Source organism: Burkholderia sp. Ac-20344 (assembly GCF_017104975.1).
Classification (GTDB): domain Bacteria; phylum Pseudomonadota; class Gammaproteobacteria; order Burkholderiales; family Burkholderiaceae; genus Burkholderia.
The window spans coordinates 1-756 of sequence record NZ_JAAGPP010000398.1; the positions used below are offsets into that span (position 1 = coordinate 1).

Consider the following 756-nt stretch of genomic DNA (forward strand, 5'->3'; position numbering starts at 1 on the left):
CTTAACCTTGGTCAGTCGATGCTCGATGCCGCTCTCCCTACATGTGCGGCCGAAGATGTGCTCGAAGGCGTAGCGGTCCCGTGCACGATTCGTGAACTGAATGCCGTTGTCGGTCAGTACCGTGTGGAGCCTGTAGGGAACAGCCTTGATGAGATTTTGTAGAAACCGAGCCGCCTCCTGCTTCCCCGCCTGTCGATGCAGTTCGATAAAGGCAAATTTGCTGGTGCGGTCGATCGCAACGAACAGATACAGCTTCCCTTCGGCTGTCTGCACCTCGGCAATATCGATGTGGAAATAGCCGATTGGATAGTGTTTGAACTTTTTCTTCGTGGGTTTGCTGCCCTCGACCTCAGGCAAACGAGAGATGCCATGACGTTGAAGGCAGCGATGCAATGAAGAACGCGTTAAAGCCGGGATTGTCGGCTGGAGCGCATAGAGGCAGTCATCGAGCGGCAGCAGCGTGCGCTGCCTAAACTCGACGATGATTGCCTCTTCCTCTGTCGAAAGCACTGTAGATTTCGGCTTCTGGGGACCTGCTGGAAGATCAACGACTGAGCGCCGGCTCTTCCACTTCGCAACAGTCTTCTGGTTGATTCCATAGCGCCTGGCCAGCTTTCTCGGGCTCTCTTGACTACCTTGTATTGCTCGACGGATCGCCTCTGTCGTTGTGGCGCTTCCGTGAAGAACTTGGCCCATAGTGCATCTTTCCATTCCGAAGAGAGAATTGCACCATGAAAATTCGGGACCGTACACCTA

1 protein-coding gene is annotated in these 756 nt (G+C 54.1%); it reads right to left on the reverse strand.

Features of this window, described 5'->3' with window-relative positions; translation table 11 throughout:
- Positions 1-696: DDE-type integrase/transposase/recombinase (locus tag G3N64_RS39350; protein ID WP_205788926.1), on the reverse strand; the 696-nt coding region annotated here is incomplete at its 3' end.
- Positions 697-756 lie beyond the last annotated feature (60 nt).